Annotated in this window: 17 protein-coding genes and 1 pseudogene; 14 read left to right on the forward strand and 4 right to left on the reverse strand. The window is 60.7% G+C overall.

The window, feature by feature from the left end; translation table 11 throughout:
* Positions 1-266: 266 nt before the first annotated feature.
* Complete coding sequence (gene thiI, locus ACF6ZU_RS14355) at positions 267-1,721, forward strand: tRNA uracil 4-sulfurtransferase ThiI (RefSeq protein WP_392893459.1); 1,455 nt, start codon at positions 267-269, stop codon at positions 1,719-1,721.
* Positions 1,722-1,860: 139 nt separating this feature from the next.
* The gene (gene typA / locus ACF6ZU_RS14360) at positions 1,861-3,681 is read left to right on the forward strand and encodes a translational GTPase TypA (protein ID WP_392893461.1); all 1,821 of its coding nucleotides are present in this window, start codon (positions 1,861-1,863) and stop codon (positions 3,679-3,681) included.
* Positions 3,682-3,893: 212 nt separating this feature from the next.
* Here typA and ACF6ZU_RS14365 read toward each other — a convergent pair whose 3' ends face one another.
* Complete coding sequence (locus ACF6ZU_RS14365) at positions 3,894-4,334, reverse strand: YkgJ family cysteine cluster protein (protein ID WP_085988407.1); 441 nt, start codon at positions 4,332-4,334, stop codon at positions 3,894-3,896.
* Positions 4,335-4,593: 259 nt separating this feature from the next.
* Here ACF6ZU_RS14365 and ACF6ZU_RS14370 point away from each other — a divergent pair, with 259 nt between their 5' ends.
* The 5 genes from ACF6ZU_RS14370 to ACF6ZU_RS14390 all read left to right on the forward strand — a co-directional run bounded on the left by ACF6ZU_RS14370 (position 4,594) and on the right by ACF6ZU_RS14390 (position 14,140).
* Positions 4,594-7,044, forward strand: a complete 2,451-nt coding sequence (locus tag ACF6ZU_RS14370; protein ID WP_392893463.1) for a glycogen/starch/alpha-glucan phosphorylase — start codon at positions 4,594-4,596, stop codon at positions 7,042-7,044.
* Positions 7,045-7,307: 263 nt separating this feature from the next.
* A complete protein-coding gene (locus ACF6ZU_RS14375; RefSeq protein ID WP_392893464.1) occupies positions 7,308-10,916 on the forward strand; it encodes a DUF2339 domain-containing protein in 3,609 nt (1,202 codons plus the stop codon).
* Complete coding sequence (locus ACF6ZU_RS14380) at positions 10,913-12,286, forward strand: DUF3999 domain-containing protein (protein ID WP_392893465.1); 1,374 nt, start codon at positions 10,913-10,915, stop codon at positions 12,284-12,286. Before ACF6ZU_RS14375 ends, ACF6ZU_RS14380 begins: the two co-directional genes overlap by 4 nt.
* Before the next feature lie 238 nt (positions 12,287-12,524).
* Positions 12,525-13,535, forward strand: coding sequence for a class 1 fructose-bisphosphatase (locus ACF6ZU_RS14385; protein WP_392893467.1), 1,011 nt, complete (start codon positions 12,525-12,527; stop codon positions 13,533-13,535).
* Between the two features lie 2 nt (positions 13,536-13,537).
* The gene (locus ACF6ZU_RS14390) at positions 13,538-14,140 is read left to right on the forward strand and encodes a DUF924 family protein (protein ID WP_392893469.1); all 603 of its coding nucleotides are present in this window, start codon (positions 13,538-13,540) and stop codon (positions 14,138-14,140) included.
* Between the two features lie 117 nt (positions 14,141-14,257).
* Here ACF6ZU_RS14390 and ACF6ZU_RS14395 read toward each other — a convergent pair whose 3' ends face one another.
* Positions 14,258-15,022, reverse strand: a complete 765-nt coding sequence (locus ACF6ZU_RS14395) for a methyl-accepting chemotaxis protein (protein ID WP_392893818.1) — start codon at positions 15,020-15,022, stop codon at positions 14,258-14,260.
* Between the two features lie 93 nt (positions 15,023-15,115).
* A pseudogene (locus tag ACF6ZU_RS14400) lies at positions 15,116-16,255 on the reverse strand (cache domain-containing protein); the annotation flags it as partial.
* A gap of 230 nt (positions 16,256-16,485) precedes the next feature.
* Between ACF6ZU_RS14400 and ACF6ZU_RS14405 the strand changes: the two are divergent.
* Positions 16,486-16,740: a hypothetical protein gene (locus ACF6ZU_RS14405; RefSeq protein ID WP_392893471.1), complete on the forward strand. Its 255-nt coding sequence runs from the start codon at positions 16,486-16,488 to the stop codon at positions 16,738-16,740.
* Between the two features lie 31 nt (positions 16,741-16,771).
* Entirely contained in the window at positions 16,772-17,341 is a 570-nt protein-coding gene (locus ACF6ZU_RS14410; protein WP_392893472.1) for a lipocalin family protein, read from the forward strand.
* A gap of 114 nt (positions 17,342-17,455) precedes the next feature.
* Here the strand turns inward: ACF6ZU_RS14410 and ACF6ZU_RS14415 are convergent, their stop codons facing one another.
* Positions 17,456-18,820 (reverse strand): formimidoylglutamate deiminase, encoded by a 1,365-nt coding sequence (locus ACF6ZU_RS14415; protein ID WP_392893474.1) that lies wholly within the window; start codon positions 18,818-18,820, stop codon positions 17,456-17,458.
* Between the two features lie 146 nt (positions 18,821-18,966).
* On the opposite strand from ACF6ZU_RS14415, the gene hutC reads away from it, so the two are divergent.
* The 5 genes from hutC (at position 18,967) to ACF6ZU_RS14440 (ending at position 25,075) form a co-directional block, all read left to right on the forward strand.
* The gene (gene hutC / locus ACF6ZU_RS14420; protein ID WP_174602685.1) at positions 18,967-19,677 is read left to right on the forward strand and encodes a histidine utilization repressor; all 711 of its coding nucleotides are present in this window, start codon (positions 18,967-18,969) and stop codon (positions 19,675-19,677) included.
* Between the two features lie 10 nt (positions 19,678-19,687).
* Positions 19,688-20,257 (forward strand): HutD family protein, encoded by a 570-nt coding sequence (locus tag ACF6ZU_RS14425; protein WP_392893476.1) that lies wholly within the window; start codon positions 19,688-19,690, stop codon positions 20,255-20,257.
* 490 nt (positions 20,258-20,747) lie between these two features.
* On the forward strand, positions 20,748-22,430 hold the full coding sequence (hutU, locus tag ACF6ZU_RS14430; RefSeq protein ID WP_392893478.1) for a urocanate hydratase: 1,683 nt from the start codon (positions 20,748-20,750) through the stop codon (positions 22,428-22,430).
* A 134-nt stretch (positions 22,431-22,564) separates the two neighbouring features.
* Positions 22,565-24,037 (forward strand): purine-cytosine permease family protein, encoded by a 1,473-nt coding sequence (locus tag ACF6ZU_RS14435; protein WP_392893480.1) that lies wholly within the window; start codon positions 22,565-22,567, stop codon positions 24,035-24,037.
* Between the two features lie 69 nt (positions 24,038-24,106).
* Complete coding sequence (locus ACF6ZU_RS14440; protein WP_392893481.1) at positions 24,107-25,075, forward strand: ABC transporter substrate-binding protein; 969 nt, start codon at positions 24,107-24,109, stop codon at positions 25,073-25,075.
* Positions 25,076-25,079: the final 4 nt, after the last annotated feature.

Below are 25,079 nucleotides of genomic sequence, written 5' to 3' on the forward strand. Positions count from 1 at the left end.
GAATACTCTGCCAAGGCAACCTGCCTCACAAGGGAGCAAATTGCATGCCAGTGCCCCACCATGGGTTTTTTGCCCCAATAACACGCTTATAAAGGCGCACAGCCTCTTAATGTAGAAAATACCGCCCTGTAATGTGGCGTAGAAATCGATAAATGACCTGTTTTGGTGCGCGCAAAACCTTCTGCACATTAACTGGTTAAACCTTGAGCAATTTCCGCTATAATCCGCGCCCCCCTTTTTCGGCTGGCCCAGCGCGCGCTGTTTTCATGAAACTAATCGTAAAAGTCTTCCCCGAGATCACCATCAAGAGCCGCCCGGTACGGATGCGTTTCATCCGCCAGTTGGCCAAAAACATCCGCACCGTGCTCCGCGACCTGGACCCGGCCGTGGTGGTGAACGGTGTGTGGGACAATCTCGAGCTTGAAACCCGCGTCAGCGAGCCCAAAGTACTGAAGGAGATGACCGAGCGCCTGAGCTGCATGCCGGGCATCGCGCATTTCCTGCAGGTCGACGAGTACCCGCTGGGTGACTTCGACGACATCGTTGCCAAGTGCAAGCTGCACTTCGGCGACTCGCTGGCCGGGAAGATTTTTTCGGTGCGCTGCAAGCGCGCCGGCAAGCATGAATTCAGCTCCATGGATGTCGAGAAATACGTCGGCAGCCAACTGCGTCGTCAGTGCGGCGCCGCCGGTATTTCCCTGAAAGAGCCGGAAATCGAAGTTCGCATCGAAATTCGCGACAAACGGTTGTTCGTGATCCACAGCCAGCACAACAGCATCGGCGGTTACCCGCTGGGAGCCCTGGAACAGACGCTTGTGCTGATGTCCGGCGGCTTCGATTCCACGGTTGCTGCGTACCAGATCATGCGCCGCGGCCTGATGAGCCATTTCTGCTTCTTCAATCTGGGCGGGCGGGCCCATGAGCTGGGCGTCATGGAAGTCGCGCACTTCATCTGGAAGAAGTACGGCAGCTCCCAACGCGTGTTATTTGTCAGTGTGCCGTTCGAGGAAGTACTGGGAGAAATTCTCGGGAAAGTCGATAACAGTCATATGGGTGTAGTTTTGAAGCGTATGATGTTGCGCGCTGCTTCCCGTATTGCCGATCGGCTGGAGATCGAAGCGCTGGTCACCGGTGAAGCGATTTCCCAGGTGTCGAGCCAGACGTTGCCGAACCTGTCCGTGATCGACTGCGTGACTGACAAGCTGGTCTTGCGTCCGCTGATCGCCAGTCACAAGCAGGACATCATCGACCTGGCCAACGAAATCGGCACTGCCGACTTCGCCAAGCACATGCCGGAGTACTGCGGGGTCATCTCGGTGAACCCCAAGACCCACGCCAAGCGTCCGCGCGTGGAGCATGAAGAGAAAGAATTCGACATGGCGGTCCTTGAGCGTGCGCTCGAGAACGCCAAACTGGTGCCGATCGATCGCGTGATCGACGAATTGGGCCAGGACTTGCAGATCGAAGAAGTCAGCGAAGCACTGGCGGGCCAGATCATCATCGACATCCGTCACCCGGATGCCGCTGAAGACGAGCCGCTGGAACTCGCTGGCATTGAGGTACAGACGATGCCGTTTTATGCATTGAACGCTCGTTTCAAGGAACTGGACCCTACTCGCCAGTACCTGCTGTATTGCGACAAAGGCGTGATGAGTCGCCTGCATGCCCACCATTTGCTCAGTGAGGGGCATGCCAATGTGCGCGTTTATCGACCGAGCTAAGAGCCCGGGGCTGTTTGCCTGTGGCCTGCGTCACCGGCCCCCCGACTCTGCCGTCAAGCTGTAACGGCAAGGCCTGACTCTACTGTTAATCGCTGCCAAGACTTGTCAGCACACCGAATCCTCTGATCGAGATACACAAGTGATCGAAAATCTACGCAACATCGCCATCATTGCTCACGTTGACCATGGTAAAACCACCCTGGTAGACAAACTCCTGCGTCAATCCGGCACTCTGGAGCGCAACGAGCTCAACGACGAGCGCGTGATGGACTCCAACGACCAGGAGAAAGAGCGCGGTATTACCATTCTGGCGAAAAACACCGCCATCAACTGGAACGGCTACCACATCAACATCGTGGACACCCCGGGCCACGCCGACTTCGGCGGCGAAGTTGAACGCGTAATGTCGATGGTTGACTCCGTTCTGCTGCTGGTTGACGCTCAAGACGGCCCTATGCCGCAAACCCGTTTCGTGACCAAGAAGGCTTTCGAAGCCGGCCTGCGTCCGATCGTGTGCATCAACAAGGTTGACCGTCCAGGCGCACGTCCGGACTGGGTTCTGGACCAGATCTTCGACCTGTTCGACAACCTGGGTGCCACCGAAGAACAGCTGGACTTCCAAGTCGTCTACGCCTCGGCCCTGAACGGTATTGCCGGTCTGGACCACAACGAGATGGCTGAAGACATGACCCCGCTGTACCAGGCGATTGTCGACCACGTTCCAGCTCCAAAAGTTGACCGTGACGGTCCGTTCCAGATGCAAATCTCCGCACTGGACTACAACAGCTTCCTGGGTGTTATCGGTGTTGGCCGTATCGCTCGTGGTCGCGTCAAGCCGAACACCCCGGTTGTCGCTATCGGCGCCGACGGCAAGAAGCGCAACGGTCGTATCCTGAAGCTGATGGGTCACCACGGTCTGCACCGTATCGACGTTGAAGAAGCTGCTGCAGGCGACATCGTGTGCATCAGCGGTATGGACTCGCTGTTCATCTCCGACACCCTGTGCCACCCGGACACCGTTGAAGCGATGAAGCCGTTGACCGTCGACGAGCCAACCGTTTCCATGACCTTCCAGGTAAACGACTCGCCATTCTGCGGTAAAGAAGGCAAGTTCGTGACTTCCCGTAACATCAAGGAACGTCTGGACAAAGAGCTGCTGTACAACGTTGCACTGCGCGTTGAAGAAGGCGACTCGGCTGACAAGTTCAAGGTTTCCGGCCGTGGCGAACTGCACCTCTCGGTACTGATCGAAACCATGCGTCGCGAAGGCTTCGAAATGGCTGTAGGCCGTCCGGAAGTGATCATCCGTCTGGTTGACGGCGTGAAGCACGAACCGTACGAAAACGTCACCATCGACCTGCCGGAAGAATCCCAAGGCAAGGTGATGGAAGAGATGGGTCTGCGTAAAGGCGACCTGACCAACATGGTGCCGGATGGCAAAGGCCGTGTTCGTCTGGAATACAACATCCCTGCTCGTGGTCTGATCGGTTTCCGTAACCAGTTCCTGACCCTGACCAACGGTGCTGGCATCCTGACCTCGATCTTCGATCGTTACGACGTGATGAAGTCGGGCGACATGTCCGGCCGTCAGAACGGCGTTCTGGTTTCGGTTGAAACCGGCAAGGCTCTGACCTACTCCCTGGAAACCCTGCAGGCACGTGGCAAGCTGTTCGTTGAACACGGTCAGGAAATCTACAACGGTCAGATCGTTGGTCTGAACAGCCGTGACAACGACCTGGGCGTTAACCCTACCAAGGGCAAGAAGCTCGACAACATGCGTGCTTCGGGTAAAGACGAAACCATCGCTCTGGTTCCACCTGTTCGCTTCACCCTGGAACAGGCTCTGGAATTCATCCAGGACGACGAGCTGTGCGAAGTAACTCCTAAGTCCATCCGTCTTCGCAAGAAGATCCTGGACGAAAGCGAGCGTACCCGCGCTGCCAAGAAAGCCAAGAACTGAGTCTTAGTTCAGGCTGAATGAAAACGCCCCCGGTCGAAAGGCCGGGGGCGTTTTTGTTTGTCCGGGATTTGTGCGGTGTATGCACCGGCCTCATCGCGAGCAGGCTCGCTCCCACAGGGGATCTATGTGAACACATGATTTGTGTACGACATGGACCAATGTGGGAGCGAGCCTGCTCGCGATGAGGTCAGGTCAAGCAGCGAAGACTCGGATCAGAATTTTTCGAGAGGCCGACGGCTGCTGCTGGTCTCGCGCGCCACTTCCTTCGGCTTGTAAGCGCAATACCCCGGCCGCGGCCCGATTTTCGGGTGATTGCGGCAAGTGTCCGGGCGCTTTTCATAAATAGTGCACAGACGGCTCTTACGATCCAGGTACAGGCAATCGTTGTTGCTCATGCGCTGGAGGGTGAAGATCTCGGTTTTCTGGCTGTAACGCTCGACGATCCCTTCCTTCTGCAGACGCTTGGCGATGTTCTTCGCCGGCTCGCCGCGCTCGAACTCGTCGACGATGCCGATGCGAATCAGGTCCTTGATCTTGACCTCGACCGGCAAGGTGCAGCAGCTGGATATGCAGGAGCCGCACATCGGCGCAGAGTATTTGGCCCAGGTATCGAGGCGATCGATCTCTGCGGCGGCGATCAGGTTGGGTTTCATCATCGGTTGTTACCAGCGTGTGCATCAGGGCGCGCGATCATACCGGGACTGGTGGATTTTTGAACAACCTTTCGCCAGATTTTTTAACGGACGCCGAGTAACCGCCAAATTCCGGCACGGCCCCTGCATTGATTCAGCCATTCGACAAAGTAATGCCGACCTTAGTCGCACTAACGGGAAAAACTGCCGAACCAGAGCCTCTACCGCCTGTCAGACCGTCTAGGCTCAGACAACTCAAAGCTCGCTCGAGGTCCTATCGATGACTCAAGAACCACTTGTTCGCGAAGCAGAGGTGGCCGCATTCCGCGACGCCGTCTTGACCAAACTCACCTACGCGGTGGGTAAAGACCCGGATCACGCCTTCGACCACGACTGGTTCGAAGCCATTGCGCTGGCCGCGCGCGATCACATGGTCGAGCACTGGATGGATCACACACGGCAGATCTACCGCAAAGGTCAGAAGCGGGTTTACTACCTCTCCCTGGAATTTCTCATCGGCCGGCTGCTCTACGACAGCCTCAGCAACCTCGGCCTGCTGGACGTCGCCCGCGAAGCGCTGACCGAGCTCGGCGTCGACCTCGAGCGCATCCGCCTGCTGGAGCCCGACGCGGCCCTGGGTAACGGCGGCCTCGGTCGGCTGGCGGCGTGCTTCATGGAAAGCATGTCGACCCTCGGCATTGCCGGCCACGGCTACGGCATTCGTTATGAACACGGCTTGTTCCGCCAGGCGATTGTCGATGGCTGGCAACAGGAACAGACCGAGCACTGGCTGGACTTCGGCAACCCATGGGAATTCGAGCGGCCGGAAGTGGTTTACCCGATCGGCTTCGGCGGCAGCGTCGAAACCGTGACCGACGCCAACGGCAAGTCCAAGCAAGTCTGGTCGCCGGCGGAAACCGTGCGGGCCATTGCTTACGACACCCCGGTGGTCGGCTGGCGCGGAGCAAGCGTCAACACCCTGCGCCTGTGGCGTGCCCGGGCGATGGAAGACCTGCACCTTGAACGCTTCAACGCCGGCGACCACCTCGGCGCGGTCGCTGAAGTGGCCCGGGCGGAAAGTATCTCCCGCGTCCTGTACCCGGCGGACAGCACCGAAGCGGGCCAGGAACTGCGCCTGCGACAGGAATACTTCTTCGTCGCCGCGTCTCTCCAGGATTTGCTGCGCCGCCATCGCAACATGCACACATCGGTGCTGACCCTGGGCGACCACGCGGCGATCCAGCTTAACGACACTCACCCGTCGATTGCCGTGGCCGAGCTGATGCGTCAGCTGGTCGATGTCTATGACGTGGCGTGGGACGCCGCGTGGCAGGTCACCGTCGACACGCTGTCGTACACCAACCACACGCTGTTGCCGGAAGCGCTGGAAACCTGGCCGGTCGGTTTGATGGAGCGGATGCTGCCGCGGCACATGCAGATCATTTACCTGATCAACGCCCAGCACATCGACTCGTTGCGGGCCAAAGGCATTCACGATTTTGACGTACTGCGCGCGGTCTCGCTGATCGAGGAAGACAACGGCCGCCGTGTGCGCATGGGCAACCTCGCGTTCCTGGGTTCCCACAGCGTCAACGGCGTGTCCGGGCTGCACACGCAACTGATGCGCAAAACCGTGTTCTCCGAACTGCACAAGCTCTACCCGGATCGCATCAATAACAAAACCAACGGCATCACCTTCCGCCGCTGGTTGTACCAGGCCAACTCGGAATTGACCTCGATGCTGGTCGACGCCCTCGGCCCGGACTTGCTGGACAACCCTGAAGAACGGCTGCTGGAGCTGGAACCGTTCGCCGAGAAGCCGGCCTTCCGCAAGGCCTTCGCCGAACAGCGCCTGCACAGCAAGAAGGCCCTCGCGTACATCATTCACGAGCGCCTTGGGGTCGCGGTCAACCCGGCGGCGATGTTCGACGTGCAGGTCAAACGGATCCACGAGTACAAACGCCAGTTGCTCAACTTGCTGCACACCGTCGCGCTCTACCAGGCCATCCGCGCCGAGCCGGAAATCGACTGGGTGCCGCGGGTGAAGATCTTTGCCGGCAAGGCGGCGGCCAGTTATCACCAGGCCAAGCTGATCATCAAACTGACCAACGACATCGCCCGGGTCGTGAACAACGACCCGACCGTGCGCGGCTTGCTCAAAGTGGTGTTCCTGCCCAACTACAACGTCAGCCTGGCGGAGAGCATCATTCCGGCGGCGGATTTGTCCGAGCAGATTTCCACCGCGGGTTTCGAAGCGTCGGGCACCAGCAACATGAAATTCGGCCTCAACGGAGCGCTGACCATCGGCACCCTGGACGGCGCCAACGTGGAAATGTGCGAGCGGATCGGCGCCGAGCACATGTTCATCTTCGGTCTAAGTGCGCAGCAGGTTGAAGCGCGCAAGCAGAATCATGAGTTCAATGCGACGCCGGACATTGCCGCGTCCCATCGTCTGAATGATGTGCTGCAGGCGATACGCGGCGGGGTGTTCTCGCCGGATGATCCGTCCCGCTACACCAATTTGATCGACTCGCTGATCGACTATGACCGCTTCCTGGTCTGCGCCGATTTCGATTCCTACTGGGACGCGCAGATGCGTGTCGAAGCGCACTGGCACGATACAAACGAGTGGTGGCGCTCGGCGGTGTTGAACACTTCCCGGATGGGTTGGTTCTCTTCCGACCGGACCATTCGAGAGTACGCCACGGATATCTGGAAAGCACTGGAGTAACTTTTAGCTACAAATGCGTGCCAGGCCCAGCGCTTGCTGGGCCTGATCGATATACTAAGCAACAGTTTCACCGGCTGGTATGCATGGCGATCCATTGTGGGAGCGAGCCTGCTCGCGATAGCGGCCTGACATTCAACGCTGAATGTCAGGCCGCTATCGCGAGCAGGCTCGCTCCCACAGGTTTGTGTGGTTTCACACTAGACTCAGCCAAATGCTGCCAACCCGGATTTGCCCCCCAGCGGGGCCGCTTAGGGATATCGACCATGCAATGGATTTTCATGCTGATTGGGCTGGTGCTCGGCTGGATACTCGATGAGTCATTCAGCGACGCGCTGTTGGGGGCGTTGCTCGGATTGGGTATCGGTCAGGCCATTCACATCGGCCGTCTGGGGTCCCGGACGGAAGAACAGCGTCGCCTGCTGGAGCAGGCACAAGTGGCGCTGAATGCAGTCCAGCAACGCCTTGCCGTGCTGGAAGTGTCTGGAGGCAGGACGCCTGAAACGGTCGAACCGGTTGCCAGCCAACCGCTTGCTGAAGCGCCCGTTCCCGGCGAACCGGCTCCCGCGCCTGTTTTCACGCTTGAAGAAGTCCCTGTCTCGACCCCCGAGATGGTCTGGGAGCTTCCACCCGAACTCGACCCCATCACCGCGACGGCGACGCAAACCAGCCGTCCGCTGCCCGATGATGTCTGGAAGTCCGAACCAGTCACTCGCGAGCCCTCCGCCCCGCGGGGTCCGAACCTCATTGAGCGGGCCATCAGCGGCGCACGTAACTGGCTGTTCGGCGGCAACACCGTGCTGCGGGTCGGTGTGGTGTTGCTGTTCCTTGGTCTGGCGTTTTTGCTGCGCTATGCCACCGAAGGCATGGTGGTGCCGATCGAACTGCGTTACGCCGGTGTAGCGGCGGCTGCACTGGGCCTGCTCGGCCTGGGCTGGTGGCTGCGTCATCGCAACAACAGCTACGCGCTGATGCTGCAAGGCACCGGCATTGCCGTGTTGTACCTGACCGTATTCGCGGCGATGCGTTTGCACCCGCTGCTTGATCCGACGGCGGCGCTCGGTCTGCTGGTGGCGGTGACGGTGTTCTCGGCCATTCTGGCCATCACCCAGGATTCCCTGGCACTGGCCTGCGCGGCGGCGCTGGGCGGTTTTGCCGCGCCGATCCTGACGTCGACCGGCGCCGGCAATCATGTCGCGCTGTTCAGCTACTTCGCCTTGCTCAACGCCGGCATCCTCGCCATCGCCTGGTTCAAGGCGTGGCGCCTTCTCAACCTGGTCGGTTTCGTCGGTACGTTCGGCATCGGGTTCGCCTGGGGCTTGCGTTCCTACACACCGGAATTGCTCTGGAGCACCGAGCCGTTCCTGATCCTGTTTTTCCTGATGTACCTGGCCATCGGTCTGCTGTTCGCCCGGCGCAAGTTGCTGGAGCTGAGCGACGCGCCCGAAGACGACAGCCGCGAGGCAATGTTGCGCTGGTCGGCGCGCAAGGGTGATTACGTCGACGGCACGATGCTGTTCGGCCCGCCGCTGGTGGGCTTCGGATTGCAGTTTGCGCTGGTCCAGCACCTGGAGTTCGCCGCTGCGTTCAGTGCATTGGCGCTGGGCATGATTTACATGGGCCTGGCGCGCCTGCTGATGGGCGGACGGGCGCTGCTGTTGGCGGAAACCTGCCTGGCGCTGGGCGTGATTTTCGCCAGCCTGGCGATTCCGCTGGGCCTGGATGCGCGCTGGACCGCCGCAGCCTGGGCCGTGGAAGGTGCGGGGATTTTCTGGCTCGGCCTGCGTCAGCAACGACCGCTGGCCCGCGCCTTTGCGCTGCTGCTGCAACTGGGGTCGGCACTGGCGTTTCTCAGCGAGCTGCGGTTCGGCGAAAGCAGCCTGCTCGACGGCGCACCGCTGGGTGCGTTGATGCTCGGCGTGGCGTTGCTGTTCAGCTTCTACCAATTGCGCAAAGCATCGCCTGAACAAACATCGGCATGGGAGCGCCAAGGGTTTCCGGTGCTGGCATGCCTCGGCCTGACCTTCCTCTATCTGCTGGCGCCGCTGTTCTTCTTTACCCACGGCACCGCGATCGCCTGGGCGCTGGCCGGTCTCGCAACGTTGTTTGTCGGCCTGCGCCTGCAATCGCGGACGTTCCTGTTCACGGCATTCGCCGTGCAGTTGCTCGGCGGCGCGTTGTTCCTGCTGCGGTTGCAAGGTTCCAGCGGTGAGTCGGGCGCGGTATTCAGTGCGGGCTGGAGCGGTTTGCTCAGTGCGTCGCTGATCGGCCTGGCGCTGATTGCCGGGATGCTGCTGGCGGCCCGCGACGAGATGGTGCGCAGCGACGTTCGACTGCTGCGCGGGTTGTCCGTGGTGTTGCTGGCCGGTCTGGTGCTGATCAACCTGGCGGTGCTGTTCGTGCTGCCATGGCAAACCGCGAGCGCGGTGTGGGCCGCCAGTGGTCTGTTCATCATCTGGCTGAGCCTGTACCTGAAGCAGCGCGTGAGTTTTGTCTTCGGCCTGCTGCTGCAAGTGATTGGCGGTGCGGCGTTCTTGCTCGCCGGACCGGATCTGCTCGGCCCGCTGGCCAGTGAAGGGCTCAAGCCGCTGGCGCACAGCGGTTTCTGGACGCCATTGGTACTGGGGCTGGCAGCATTGGTCGGCGCCTGGCGCTTGCAGCTCGGCAACCATGCGTCGGCGTTCGATGCTTTGAGTTTGCAACGTTTGTCCGAAGTGCTGCTGGTATGGGGTGCCGGTTGGTGGGCGCTGGCGTGGATCAGCGAAGTGCTGCGCTTTGCTCCGGCGAATCTTCAGGCAACCTTGTTGCTGGCGGTTGCGGCGCTGAGCGTTGCGCTGTGGGCGGTGTTGGCGTTGCGCCTGAAATGGCCGTCGCTGGGTCTGCTCTGCACCTTGCTGATGCCTGCGGCCGGCGTGGTGTTGCTCGCGGCCTGGCACTCGCGTTATCACCCGGCGGCCGACTTCGGCTGGCTCGCCTGGACGGCGGTGTTCGTCGTGCATTTCATCTCGCTGCGGCGTCTGGCGCCGATGCTGCCGGAACGGGCGCTGAGCACGGCGCATGTGCTCGGCTGCTGGCTGTTGATCGGTGTGCTGGCGCTGGAGCTGCGCTACGGTTTGCTGCTGCTTTCCGAGCAATACAACGCCTGGCGCTGGTTGGGCTGGGCGATTCTGCCGAGCCTGTACCTGGTGCTGATGGCGGCGCCACGCAACGGGCCATGGCCGGTGTCGGCCTACTCGCGCGAGTACCGGTTGTACGCGGCGGCCCCGCTGGCGTTGCTGATGCTCGGCTGGTTCTGGCTGGCGAACATCGTCAGCGACGGCACCGCCGAACCCTTGCCTTACGTGCCGCTGATCAACCCGCTGGAATTGGGCCTGCTGTTTGCGCTGTTCGGCGTCTACGTCTGGGCTCGCAGTGCGGTGAAGCAACTGGCGCTCCGCCAGGACCTCTTCGATCACGCCACGCAACTGGTCGCGGGCGTCTCGCTGTTCGCCTTCTTCACCGCGCTGGTGAACCGCACGGCTCACCATTGGGGCGGTGTGCCGTTCGAGCTGGATTTGCTGCTGGCATCGATGCAGGTGCAGGCCGGTCTGTCGATCGTCTGGACCTTGATGGCGTTGAGTCTGATGATCGGAGGCCACCTGCGTCATCGTCGCGAAGTCTGGCTGATTGGCGCGGCGCTGATCGGCGTGGTGGTGGCCAAACTATTCTTTGTTGAGTTGAGTAACCGCGGCGGACTCGCCCGGATCGTCTCGTTTATCGGCGTGGGTGTGTTGCTGTTGGTGGTGGGCTATTTCGCCCCCCTGCCGCCCAAGCGTGCCGAAGTGGCCCCGGACCCTGAAAAACCGGCGCCGCACACCGAAGGAGTGTCGTCTTGAGTCAGAAGCTGAACCTTGCCTGGTTGGGCGCTGTTGCCATGGGGATGGCGTTGTCGGCCAGCGCGCAGGAAACACCGGCGGATTTCGCCACGCAAGTGCCTTTGAGCGTGAGCGGCGAAGGCCCGTGGTATCGCCTCGAATTGCCCTTGGCCGTGCAGTTGAATGCACGACAAACCGACCTGAGCGACGTGCGCGTGTTCAACGCGGCGGGCGAGGCTCAGGCCTACGCCCTGGCGCGAGAAACTGCGCAAACCAGCGAAAATCGCACGCTGACCGACGTGAAGTGGTTCCCGTTGTACACCTCGGCGGACTCCACCGAGCGCGCGCCGAGTGTGCGGGTGCAATCGAGCGCCAGCGGCACGCTGGTCGAAGTGCAGCCGTCCAGCCAACTGGAGGCGGGCGAAGAAGTGCTGCGCGGCTGGCTGCTCGACGCCAGCGGGATCAAGGCACCGTTGCAGCAATTGATCCTCGACTGGACAAGCGAGCGCGACGGTTTCCAGCGTTTCAGCATCGAGGCCAGCGACGACTTGCAGCATTGGCAGCCGTGGGGTGACGGCCAGGTGGCGCGGCTGACGTTTGCCGACGAGCGGGTCGAGCAGCATGAAGTCGGCTTGCCGGGGCAATCGGCGCGCTATCTGCGCTTGTTGTGGAGCACGCCGCAGTCGGCGCCAATATTGACCTCGGCGCAACTGGAAAGCGCCAGCACCCGCAGCCTGCCGCTGCCGTTGGTCTGGTCGCAACCGTTGGCTGGCAGCAGCGCGAAGGCAGGCGAATACACCTGGCAATTGCCGATGGGGCTGAATGTCGAGCGCTTGCAGGTCGAGTTGAGTCAGCCGAACAGCCTGGCGCCGGTGACCTTGTCCGGTCGTCGCGACAGCAGCCTGCCATGGCAGCCACTGAGCAGCGGCTTGCTCTATCGCCTGACCCAGAGTGGCCAGGACGTGGTGCAGAACGAATTGCAACTGTCGGGGCAAACCGTGCAGCAGTTGAAGTTGACGGTGGACGAGCGGGGCGGTGGTTTGGGTGCGCAGGCGCCGACCGTGAAGTTTGCCGTGCGCTCGACGCAGCTGGTGTTTTTGGCGCGCGGTGCCGGGCCTTACACGCTGGCGTTGGGCAGTGCGACGGTGAAGACGGCGAACCTGCCGTTGTCGACGCTGATTCCGGATTACAGCCCGGCGAAATGGGCGGCGCTGGGCAAGGCCACGGTGGCGGGCGGCGCGGTTGAAACGTCGACGTCGACCGCCACCACGACTGCGCAGGCCGATACCAACTGGAAGAAATTCGGGTTGTGGGCGGTGTTGTTGCTGAGTGTTTTGTTTTTGGCGGCGATGGCGTTTAGCTTGTTGCGTAAACCCCCTATCAAGCCTTGAAGGCGGGTGCTGCGCATCCAATCGCGAGCAGGCTCACTCCTACAATGGAATGCAATCCCCTGTAGGAGCGAGCCTGCTCGCGAAAGCGGTCTGCCTGCCGGGAAAAATGCCCGTTTCGAACTACGCTAAACCCGGCGCATGAACTCTATTGGGCGTATCACGTCTGATAGGAGGAAATGCGCCCCGACTCGCGTTAAACTGCGCGGGTTTTTAGCCCCCCATTCCACCGGAGCCTTCCATGTCCCGCGTTACCCTGAGTCGCTATTTGATCGAGCAGACCCGTAGCAACAACACCCCTGCCGATCTGCGTTTCCTGATCGAAGTGGTGGCGCGCGCCTGTAAAGAAATCAGCCACGCCGTCTCCAAAGGCGCCCTGGGCGGTGTTCTGGGCAGCATGGGCACTGAAAACGTCCAAGGCGAAGTGCAGAAGAAGCTGGACGTGATGTCCAACGACATCCTGCTCGAAGCCAACGAATGGGGCGGTCACCTGGCCGGCATGGCGTCCGAAGAAATGGACAATGCCTACCAGATCCCGGGCAAATACCCGAAAGGCGCCTACCTGCTGGTATTCGACCCGCTGGACGGTTCGTCGAACATCGACATCAACGCCCCGGTCGGCACGATCTTCTCGGTGCTGCGTTGCCCGAACGAATACCTGACCCAGAACGAGCCTTTGAACGAAAAGGCCTTCCTGCAGCCAGGCGCTCAGCAGGTTGCCGCCGGTTACGCGATCTACGGCCCGCAGACCATGCTGGTGCTGACCCTGGGCAATGGCGTCAAAGGCTTCACCCTGGACCGTGAAATGGGCAGCTTCGTGCTGACCCACGAAGACATCCAGATTCCTGAAACTACCCAGGAATTTGCGATCAACGCCTCCAACCAGCGTCACTGGGAAGATCCGGTACAGCGCTACGTCAGCGAATTGCTGGCGGGCGATGAAGGTCCGCTGAAGAAGAACTACAACATGCGCTGGGTGGCCGCGATGGTCGCCGACGTGCACCGTATCCTGACCCGTGGCGGTCTGTTCATGTACCCGCGCGACAGCCGCGAGCCGTCGAAGCCGGGCAAACTGCGCCTGATGTACGAAGCCAACCCGATGTCGTTCCTGGTTGAACAAGCGGGCGGCGCGTCCACTGACGGTCACCAGCGCATCCTCGACATTCAGCCTGAAGGCCTGCACCAGCGCGTAGCGGTGTTCCTCGGCTCGAAAGAAGAAGTCGCGCGCGTCACGGCTTACCACCAGGAGTAAACATGACCGCGCCCTGGCAGCCGTTGCTCGACTGGTGGTTCGGACACGCCGAATCACCGAAAGCAGTAGCGGCTGAGAAGGGCAGGTTATGGTTCGGCAAGCACGACAGCCAGGACCTCGAAGCGCAGACGCGTTTCGGGGACTGGGTCGAGCAGGCACTGGCCGGCGGATTGACCGAGTGGGCGCAACGCCCCGACGGTTGGCTGGCCCTGGTGCTGTTGCTCGATCAACTTCCGCGAATGATCTTTCGCGAAACGCCCAAATCCTTTTCAGGCGATCTCCAGGCTCAGGCGCTGGTGGCGCAAGGCATCGCTGCGGATTTCGACCGGCAGTTGCGGCCGATTCAGCGGGTGTTCATCTACCTGGTGTTCGAGCATTGCGAGAATATGGCGGTGCAGAATGAGGCGGTCTCTCGTTATCTCGATCTGGTGGCGCAACAGCCCCAGGGCGACCAGGCGCTGTTCGGCGATTATCTGAATTATGCCGAGAAGCATCAGCAGGTGATTGCACGGTTCGGGCGGTTTCCGCATCGCAATGCGGTGTTGGGGCGGGAGTCTACGGCTGAGGAGCTGGAGTTTCTTTCGCAGCCTGGATCTCGGTTCTGAATCTTCATCGCGGCTGATGCCGTCATCGCGAGCAGGCTCGCTCCTACAGGAGATTTGTGAACGACACAGATCACCTGTAGGAGCGAGCCTGCTCGCGATGAGGCCCGTAAAAGCGCTTTAGATCCTGAAGCTACCGACCAATTGCTTAAGACGCGCTGCCTGTTGCTCCAGATCTGAACACGCACGCAATGTCGCCTGCAGGTTCTCCACCCCTTCCTGATTCAGCGTGTTGATCTCGGTAATGTCGACATTGATCGACTCCACCACTGCGGTCTGTTCTTCCGTCGCCGTCGCCACGGACTGGTTCATCCCGTCGATCTCGCCGATCCGTTGCGTCACGCTGCCCAGGCGTTCGCCGGCCTGGTTGGCGATGCCGACGCTGCTTTCGCTCTGGCGCTGGCTGTCGGTCATGGTGCTCACCGCTTCGCGGGCGCCGACCTGCAGTTCCTCGATCATCTTCTGCACTTGCTGCGCCGAATCCTGGGTGCGATGCGCCAGGTTGCGCACTTCGTCAGCCACCACGGCAAAACCGCGACCGGCTTCACCGGCACGGGCTGCTTCGATGGCAGCGTTCAATGCCAACAGGTTGGTCTGCTGCGAGATGCTGGTGATCACTTCGAGAATCTGCCCGATGTTGACCGTGTTGCTGTTGAGCGTCTCGATGTTGCCGCAGGAATCACTGATCTTCGCCGACAGCTGCTGCATCGCGGTAATGGTTCTATCCACCACTTGCTGACCGTCTTCGGCCAGCGCGCGGGCGTCGCTCGAATGCTGCGAGGCGAGGGCGGCGTTCTGGGCGATTTCCTGGGCGGCGGCGCCCAGTTCGTTGATCGCCGCGGCCACGCTGCTGGTGCGCGAAGCTTGCTGGTCGGAGTTGAACATCGACGAGTTCGACGCGGCGACCACGCGCAGCGCGACTTCGTTGACCTGGCCGGTGGCCGAGGACACTTCGCGGATCGAGGTGTGAATACGCTCCACAAAACGGTTGAACGAAGTGCCCAGCGCGCCGAATTCGTCGTTGCCGTGAATGGTCAGGCGTTTGGTCAGGTCACCTTCGCCTTCGGCGATGTCATGCATGGCGCGGCCCATGGTCAGCAAGGGCTGCATCAGGAAGCTGATCAGCATGCCCAGCAGCGCGATGATGATCACAACGGCGATGACCATGGCAATGATTGCCGAGGTGCGGAATTCGCTGAGCATCGAGAACGCGGTGTCCTGATCGAGCACCAGCGCCACGTACCAGTCGGCCGACGGTACGCCGTTGACGTGGGTGAAGGAGATGAACTGGCGCTTGCCGTCGATCTCGACTTCCTTCATGCCCGGGCTGACTTGGGGGGCGCCGCTCGGGTAAGCCTCGGCGAGGCTTTTGAGGACCAGTTTGCTGTCCGGGTGAATCAGGATCTTGCCGTCAGCGCTGACGATGAACGCATGACCGTGACCGCCGAAATTCAGCGAGTTGATGATCGCGCTGACGCTGGACAGGTCGATGTCTGCACCGGCGACGCCGATCATCTGGCCCTGGCGCTGTACCGGTGTGGCGACGGTGATCACCAGTTTGCCGGAGGACGCGGCGATGTACGGTTCGGTGACGATGGTCTGTTGTGCTCCGTTGGCTGCCTTGTACCAGCCGCGGGCGCGCGGGTCGTAATCGGCGGCGCGATTGCCGGCCGGGACCGAGAACATCACGCCGTCGGTGCCGCCGAAGTAGCTCAGCTGGAAGTTGCCGGTGTAGGCCGGCAGGTCGATGGCGCGCTTGAGGCTGGCCGGCGCGCTGCCGTCCACGGCGATCTGCTGGGACAGCGATTGCAGCAGCTGGATGCGGCTTTCCAGCCAGGTCTGGATGTTGCTGGTGGTCAGGCTGCCGAGTTCCTGCATCGACGATTCGGTGCTGCTGCGCAGCGTCTGGCGCTGGCGATAGTCGTTGAACAGGATGAAACAGGCGAACGCGACCGCCACCACGAGGGCAGCAGCCAACAGGATTTTGTGGCTGAACTTCATGTTTCTGGTCATTAAATGAGCTACCGCGGAGGGGGCTTGTGTAGGAGCGAGCTTGCTCGCGATGGATGACAGGACATCGAGTGAAGTCAGCAAGCACGCGTTATCGTTGACGCCCATCGCGAGCAAGCTCGCTCCTACCTGTGTCGACTGAACGGCGCCAAAGATTAGGCGGATTCTGTCAAAACCGACGAAATGCTCAACAGCGCGAGAAAGTGGCTGATTTATCGGGAAAAGGCAGACGAGCGGCCGGATAAATAGGCGTCTGGTCAGGGAACCAGACAGGGGTTTTCTCTTCTAAGCTTCTGCTTGGCAGTCATGCCATTCCCCTTCGTCCCAGGAGCTCCACCATGTCGCTGCGTTCCATCGCCTTGCTTTCGTTCTGCGTGTTGCTGGCCGCGTGCGGCAAAATCAATCAGGAAAACTACTCCAAGTTGTCGACCGGCATGGCCAAGGCCGAGGTTGAAACCCTGCTGGGCAAGCCAACCGACTGCTCGGGCGCGCTCGGCATGTCCAGTTGCACCTGGGGCGACAAGAACAGCTTTATCAGCGTGCAGTACGCCGGTGACAAAGTGTTGATGTTTTCCGGCCAAGGCCTGAAGTAATCCGGGGCGATTCGCCCGCGGGAGAAAAACAATGAAACGGTTATTGATCCTCCTTTTTGCCGGTCTGGTATTGGCCGGCTGCGCCACTTCTGGCGAAGATCCGTTGGCGCCGAAAACCGTCAACAGTGTCAATTTGAAGAAGTACCAGGGGACCTGGTACGAATTGGCGCGTCTGCCGATGTATTTCCAGCGCAACTGCGCGCAGTCCGAAGCCCATTACACCCTCAAGCCGGACGGCAACATCCTGGTGCTGAATCGTTGCCTGACAGCTGATTGGCAGTGGGAAGAGGCCAAGGGCACGGCTTATCCACAGGTGCCGGGCAAGACCGACAAGTTGTGGGTCGAGTTCGATACCTGGTTTTCGCGGTTGATACCGGGCGTGGCGAAGGGCGAGTACTGGGTGCTGTACGTCAGCGACGACTACAAGACCGCGATCGTTGGTGATCCGAGCCGCCGTTACCTGTGGCTGCTGTCGCGAACCCCGACGGTCAACGGTGTAGTGCGGGAGGAGCTGCTGAGCAAGGCGCGTCAGCAGGGTTACGACACCACTCGTTTGATCTGGCGTGCGACCGATACGCAGATGGCCAAGACGTCCAACTGATCACTCATAACCCTGTGGGAGCGAGCCTGCTCGCGAAAGCGGACTGTCAGCCAACATTACTGTTGGATCTGACGGTCTTTTCGCGAGCAGGCTCGCTCCCACAGTTGTTTGGTGTTAACCCAGAAGGTCGCGCAGCACCTGGGTGAAGGCGCGGTTGCTTTCCTCTTCGCCGGCATGGCGCCCATCGCGCACAACCCACTGGCCGTTGACCAGCACATCGCGCACCTGGCGATCGCCACCGGCGAACAACCAGCGATTGAGAATCCCGTCGCCACTGGCCGTCGCCAGGTACGGATCGTTGCCATCCAGCACCAGCCAATCCGCTCGCTTGCCCACTTCCAGCGCACCGATCGGCTGCCCCAGCGCCTCGGCGCCGCCGTCCAGCGCGGCGTCATACAGTGTACGGCCGACCATCGGTTGTTCTGCGCCATACAGGCGATTACGCCGCTGATCGCGCAGACGTTGTCCGTATTCCAGCCAGCGCAATTCTTCCACCACGCTCAATGACACATGGCTGTCGGAGCCGATGCCCATGCGCCCGCCCTGGGCGAGGAAATCCACTGCGGGGAAAATCCCGTCGCCGAGGTTGGCCTCGGTGGTCAGGCACAGGCCGGCGATGGCGCGACTCTTGGCCATCAGCGTGACTTCTTCCGGGTTGGCATGGGTGGCGTGGACCAGGCACCAGCGCTGGTCGACTTCGGTATTTTCGTACAGCCATTGCAGAGGACGGCGACCGCTCCAGCTCAGGCAGTCGTCGACTTCCTTCTGCTGTTCGGCGATGTGAATGTGCACCGGGCACTGCTTGTCGCTGGCGGCCAGCACTTCGCTGATCTGCTGCGGCGTTACCGCACGCAACGAGTGGAAGCACAGGCCCAGCGACTGCGCAGGTTGTTGCGCGAGGATCGGTTGCAGACGGGACTGGAGTTTCAGGTAGTTTTCGGTGCTGTTGATGAAGCGGCGCTGGCCGTCATTCGGCGTCTGGCCACCGAAACCGGAGTGGCTGTACAGCACCGGCAGCAGGGTCAAACCGATGCCGGCGGAGCTGGCGGCCTGGCTGATGCGCAGCGCCAGTTCGGCAGGGTCCGCATAAGGCTGGCCATTGGTGTCGTGGTGCACGTAATGAAATTCTGCCACCGAGGTGTAACCGGCCTTGAGCATTTCGATGTACAGCTGACGGGCGATCACTCCGAGTTGATCCGGGCTGATTTTTCCGACGAGCCGGTACATCAGATCGCGCCATGTCCAGAAACTGTCGTTCGGATTGCCCGCCACTTCCGCCAGCCCGGCCATCGCGCGCTGGAAGGCGTGGGAGTGCAGGTTCGGCATTCCTGGCAAAAGCGGACCGCTTAGCCGCTCGGCGCCATCTGCGTGGGAATCGGCCTGGATATGGGTCAAAACGCCGTCGGCGCTGACCTCAAGACGTACATTGTTGGCCCATCCACTAGGCAGCAGCGCGCGTTCGGCAAAGAAGGCGGACATGGTTCAGCACCCCATCGTGTGTTATTTGTATATACATATACAGACGTTTGCCTGCTCGGTAAACTCCGGCAAGCTAGCTACCTCTCTTCAACGAACAAGGATTAACCGTGCCGACTCCGCCCCCAGTGTCACCGTTGGCCGCACACATGGGCGACAGTCCGGCGCCCTTGTACGCCCGCGTCAAACAGATGATCACCCAGCAAATCGACAGTGGAAACTGGCCGCCGCACTACCGCGTTCCGTCGGAAAGCGAGCTGGTCAGCCAGCTGGGTTTCAGCCGCATGACCATCAACCGCGCGCTGCGCGAGATGACCGCCGACGGTCTGTTGGTGCGCATGCAGGGTGTCGGCACGTTCGTCGCCGAACCGAAAAGCCAGTCCGCGCTGTTTGAAGTGCACAACATCGCCGACGAAATCGCGTCCCGTGGCCATCGCCACACCTGCCAGGTGATCACCCTGGAAGAAGAGGCCGCCGGCTCCGAGCGCGCCCTGGCCCTGGACATGCGCGAAGGGCAGAAGGTTTTCCACTCGCTGATTGTGCATTTCGAAAACGATATCCCGGTGCAAATCGAAGACCGCTTCGTCAACGCACTGGTCGCCCCGGATTACCTCAAGCAGGACTTCACCCTGCAAACGCCCTACGCCTATCTGAATCAGGTCGCGCCGCTGACCGAGGGCGAGCATGTGGTCGAGGCGATTCTGGCCGAGGCCTCCGAGTGCAAGTTGTTGCAGATTGAAAAAGGCGAGCCGTGCCTGCTGATCCGTCGCCGCACCTGGTCCGGGCGTCAGCCGGTGACCGCCGCCCGTTTGATCCACCCCGGGTCCCGTCATCGTCTGGAAGGTCGGTTCCATAAATAGAGAGCCATAAATGAGTCAAGTCAACGTTCTACGCGCCAAAGATTACCCGCGCATGCCGTGGAAAAACGGCGGCGGCAGCACTGAAGAAATTACCCGCGATGCCGGCACGGGCCTCGACGGTTTCGGCTGGCGCCTGTCGATTGCCGACATCGGTGAGTCCGGCGGGTTTTCTTCCTTTGCCGGTTACGAGCGGATCATCACCGTGTTGCAGGGCGACGGCATGACCCTGCGCGTCGACGGCCAGGACACGCATCCGCTGTTACCGCTGGAGCCGTTCGCGTTCAGCGGCGAGAGCCACGTTGACTGCACCTTGCTGGGCGGGCCGATTCGCGATTTCAACCTGATCTATGCGCCGCAGCGCTACAGGGCGCGCTTGCAATGGCTGGACGGCGAGCAGCGTTTTTTCAGCGAGACCGGGGTGTTGCTGGTGTTCAGTGTCAGTGATGCGCTGGACGTGAAGGTCGATAACGATGTTTCGCAGCTCGGTCGTCATGACTGCCTGCAACTTGTTGGTAACACCGGCCTGTTGGAAGTCGCCATCAAAGGCGCCTGCTGCGTGATCGAGCTGACTGCACGCTGATCTCTGTAGCAGCGAGCTTGCTCGCGAAAAACGCACGGGCACCGCTGGGCATCAGGTTTTACGCATTTTCGTTCACGACCATCGTCGGAACGCCGCCCGGAGCAAGCTCGCTCCTACAGGGGGGATGTTTCATTCCCCCAATCCTGTTTCTGTCCGCGCACCACTTTGTTACCGAACGCCCCAGCGTGGCGCAAAACCACGCTCCAGTAACAAGCCATCACCCCTTCGAAAAATCCCCTCAAAAAGTTTCATGTTGCGCAAACCCGCGATCTACAGGCTTTCCAGCCCTCCCCGAATTTTTCTTGAATGCTCATCCAACAAGTTGGCCGCTTGATTGCATATGCTTGTATGTACAAGTAAAGACGTATGCGTATGAGTCGATCGAGACTCTCCGCAGCGTCCACTGATTCGCTTGTGGCGCAACGACGCGCACAGGCTGGCTTACCCACCGCCAGGGTTGGTTTGGATTGATCGCTGAGGAGTCTTTTTCGTGACTGACATTAAACCTACTAAGTTTCGTGACGTAGAAATCCGCGCTGCCCGCGGTAACAAGCTGACCGCCAAGAGCTGGCTGACCGAAGCGCCGCTGCGCATGCTGATGAACAACCTCGACCCGGAAGTCGCCGAGAACCCTAAAGAACTGGTGGTTTACGGTGGTATCGGTCGTGCGGCACGTAACTGGGAATGCTACGACAAGATCGTCGAAAGCCTGACCAACCTGAACGACGACGAGACCCTGCTGGTGCAATCCGGCAAGCCGGTCGGCGTGTTCAAGACCCACAGCAACGCCCCGCGCGTGCTGATCGCCAACTCCAACCTGGTGCCGCACTGGGCGAGCTGGGAACACTTCAACGAACTCGACGCCAAAGGCCTGGCCATGTACGGCCAGATGACCGCTGGCAGCTGGATCTACATCGGCAGCCAGGGCATCGTCCAGGGCACCTACGAAACCTTCGTCGAAGCCGGTCGCCAGCACTACAACGATGACCTGACCGGTAAGTGGGTACTGACCGCTGGCCTGGGCGGCATGGGTGGCGCTCAACCGCTGGCCGCGACCCTGGCCGGCGCGTGCTCGCTGAACATCGAATGCCAGCAGGTCAGCATCGATTTCCGTCTGAAAAGCCGTTACGTCGACGAGCAGGCCACCGACCTCGACGACGCACTGGCTCGCATCGCCAAATACACCAAGGAAGGCAAGGCGATTTCCATCGCGCTGCTGGGCAACGCCGCAGAAATTCTGCCGGAACTGGTCAAGCGCGGTGTGCGTCCGGACATGGTCACCGACCAGACCAGCGCCCACGACCCGCTCAACGGTTACCTGCCGGCTGGCTGGACCTGGGAAGAGTACCGCGCTCGTGCCAAGACCGAGCCGGCAGCTGTGATCAAGGCCGCCAAGCAATCGATGGCCGTGCACGTTAAAGCGATGCTGGAATTCCAGAAACAAGGCATCCCGACCTTCGACTACGGCAACAACATCCGTCAGATGGCCCAGGAAGAAGGCGTGGAAAACGCCTTCGACTTCCCGGGCTTCGTACCGGCCTACATCCGTCCGCTGTTCTGCCGTGGCATCGGCCCGTTCCGTTGGGCTGCACTGTCGGGCAACGCCGAAGACATCTACAAGACCGACGCCAAAGTAAAAGAACTGATCCCGGACGATGCCCACCTGCACAACTGGCTGGACATGGCGCGCGAGCGCATCAGCTTCCAGGGTCTGCCGGCACGTATCTGCTGGGTTGGCCTGGGTCTGCGCGCCAAGTTGGGTCTGGCGTTCAACGAAATGGTTCGCAGCGGCGAGTTGTCCGCGCCAATCGTGATCGGTCGTGACCACCTGGACTCCGGTTCGGTATCGAGCCCGAACCGCGAAACCGAATCGATGCAGGACGGTTCCGACGCCGTGTCCGACTGGCCACTGCTCAACGCTTTGCTGAACACCGCGAGCGGCGCGACCTGGGTCTCCCTGCACCACGGCGGCGGCGTCGGCATGGGCTTCTCCCAGCACTCGGGCATGGTGATTGTCTGCGACGGTACTGACGAAGCGGCCGAGCGTATCGCTCGCGTGCTGCACAACGACCCGGCAACCGGTGTCATGCGTCACGCCGATGCGGGTTACCAGATCGCGATCGACTGCGCCAAGGAGCAGGGGCTGAACCTGCCGATGATTACCGGTAAATAACGCAACACCTCTGTAGGAGCCAGCTTGCTGGCGATGGGGCTTTACCTGACACCTCGCGGTGTCTGGATCGCCAGCAAGCCGGCTCCTACAAAGATTTTTACCAACCCAGAAGAACAATCCACAGAGGTTGAACCATGGCTGTCCAAGACGAACGTGCAGGCAGTAAACCGTTGATCGAGAAACGTTCGATCGACTACATCCCGGAAGCGGAAAGACACGGTCGTCTGTTCAGCCAGTTCACCCTGTGGATGGGTGCCAACCTGCAAATCACCGCGATTGTCACCGGGGCCCTGGCCGTGGTGCTGGGCGGTGACGTGTTCTGGTCGTTGATCGGTCTGTTGATCGGTCAACTGCTGGGCGGTGGGGTGATGGCGCTGCATGCTGCGCAAGGGCCCAAGCTTGGCCTGCCGCAGATGATCTCCAGCCGGGTGCAGTTCGGCGTTTATGGCGCCGCGATCCCGATCGTGCTGGTGTGCCTGATGTACCTCGGTTTCACCGCCACGGGCACCGTGCTGTCCGGACAGGCGCTGGGCCAGTTGTTTGGCGTCAGCGACACCGTCGGCATCCTGATTTTCGCCAGTGTCATCGTGCTGGTCACGGTGCTCGGCTATCGGGTGATCCATTGGATTGGCCGGGTTGCCAGCGTCATTGGTGTGATTGCCTTCGTTTATCTGTTCAGCCGTTTGATGAGCCAGACAGACGTCGGCGCACTTCTGCAAATTCGCCACTTCAGCTGGAGCAGCTTCCTGCTGGCGGTGTCGCTTGCGGCCTCCTGGCAGATCGCCTTCGGCCCTTACGTGGCTGACTATTCACGCTACCTGCCGAGCAAGACGTCCTCGGTGAAAACCTTTTTCGCTGCGGGCGCGGGTTCGGTTATTGGCGCACAAGTGGCGATGGTCCTTGGCGTGTTTGCCGCGGCTTCGGCCAATGGCCAATACGCCGGCCATGAAGTGGCCTACATCGTGGGTTTCGCCGGCAGTGGTGCTACCGCCGCGCTGCTGTACTTCAGCATCGCGTTCGGCAAGGTCACCATTTCCACGCTGAACTCCTACGGCAGCTTCATGTGCATCGCGACCATCTTCAGCGGTTTCCGTGGTGACCTGAAGGTCTCGCGCTTGCAGCGCCTGGTATGGGTGCTGGTGATCGTCGGTGCGGCGACCCTGATGGCGTTGCTCGGCCAGCATTCGTTCCTCGGTGCGTTCAAGTCCTTCATCCTGTTCCTGCTCGCGTTCTTCACACCATGGAGCGCGATCAACCTGGTGGACTACTACTGCATCACCCGCGAGCGCTATGACGTACCGGCGCTGGCTGATCCGAACGGTCGTTATGGCCGCTGGAACCTCCTGGGTATCAGCATCTATGTGTTTGGCGTGCTGGTGCAGCTGCCATTCATCTCTACTAAGTTCTATACCGGTCCGCTGGTGGCAGCGCTGGGTGATGTGGATATCTCCTGGATCATCGGTCTGGTGGTACCTGCCGCCCTGTATTACCTGTGTGCGAAAAAATGGCACGGCAGCGTGCCCGATCACCTGATTCTGCCGGTCGAGCAGGACAGTGTTGTAGAACCTAAAACAAGCGGAGCCGGTCGCGCTGCGGCGCAGGCCTGATTGGACGTGGACAGGGCTGGATGCCTCTTGACTGCCGTAAGCCAATTCATGATTAGGAGCGTCACAACAATGAAATCGAACAAGACCCTGCTGACCACATTGCTTTCCATGGGCCTTCTGGCCAGCGCCGGCGCCACTCAGGCCGCCGGTTGGTGCGAATCGGGCAAACCGGTGAAATTCGCCGGCCTGAACTGGGAAAGCGCGATGTTGCTGACCGACGTGCTGCAAGTCGTGTTGGAGAAAGGTTACGACTGCAAGACCGACAGCCTGCCAGGGAACTCCATCACCATGGAAAACGCCCTGAGTAGCAACGACATCCAGGTGTTTGCCGAAGAGTGGGTCGGCCGCAGTGAAGTCTGGAACAAGGCCGAGAAGGCCGGCAAAGTTGTCGGTGTCGGCGCGCCGGTCGTCGGTGCGGTTGAAGGCTGGTACGTGCCGCGCTACGTGATCGAAGGCGACGCCAAGCGCAAGCTGGAAGCCAAGGCGCCGGACCTGAAAAACATTGCTGACCTGGCCAAGTACTCGGCGATTTTCAAGGACGCCGAAGAGCCAGCCAAGGGCCGTTTCTACAACTGCCCGGCCGGCTGGACCTGTGAGCTGGACAACAGCGAAATGCTGAAAAGCTACGGCCTGGAAAGCAGCTACACCAACTTCCGTCCGGGCACCGGTCCGGCGCTGGATGCGGCCGTGCTGTCGAGCTACAAGCGTGGCGAGCCGATCCTGTTCTACTACTGGTCGCCAACGCCGCTGATGGGCCTGGTCGATGCGGTGAAACTCGAAGAGAAGCCGGGCGTAAACAAAACCGTGACCATCAAGGTCGGCCTGTCCAAGACCTTCCACGACGAAGCGCCGGAACTGGTGAGCGTCTTCGAGAAGGTCAACCTGCCGATCGACCTGCTGAACCAGAACCTGGGACGCATGAGCAAGGAACGCATCGAGTCGCCAAAACTGGCGAAAATCTTCCTCAAGGAACATCCTGAAGTCTGGCACGCGTGGGTGAGCGAAGACGCAGCCAAGAAGATCGACGCGGCCTTGTAGGTTG

Source organism: Pseudomonas migulae (assembly GCF_043225285.1).
GTDB lineage: Bacteria > Pseudomonadota > Gammaproteobacteria > Pseudomonadales > Pseudomonadaceae > Aquipseudomonas > Aquipseudomonas migulae_C.